Here is a 455-nt window from a genome sequence, read left to right on the forward strand (position 1 = left end):
GTCCGCCGCCCGGTCGGCGTGGTCGCCGCCATCACCCCGTGGAACTTCCCGCTCACCCTGGCGTTCTGGAAGATCGCCCCGGCGCTGCGGGCGGGCAACACGGTCGTCATCAAGCCGTCGCCCTACACTCCGCTGTCCACGCTGATCGTCGGCGAGATCCTGCGCGACGTCCTGCCCGCGGGCGTGGTCAACACGGTCAGCGGCGGCGACGAACTCGGCGCGTGGATGACCGCCCACCCGCTCGCCCGCAAGATCAGCTTCACCGGCTCGGTCGCCACCGGCAAACACGTCGCCGCGTCGGCCGCCCCCGACCTCAAGCGCGTCACCCTGGAACTCGGCGGCAACGACGCCGCGATCATCCTCGACGACGCCGACCCGGTCAAGATCGCCGAACGCATCTTCTGGGGCGCCTTCACCAACAGCGGCCAGGTGTGCGCGGCCGTCAAGCGCGTGTA

General features: G+C 70.8%; 1 protein-coding gene. It reads left to right on the forward strand.

Annotation, left to right across the window (positions count from 1 at the left end):
• Nucleotides 1-455 (forward strand): aldehyde dehydrogenase family protein (locus tag AC1DSF_RS30885; RefSeq protein WP_478184122.1); only part of this gene is annotated, 455 nt, incomplete at both ends.

The sequence above is a fragment of the Variovorax sp. 01N429 genome, assembly GCF_056399425.1.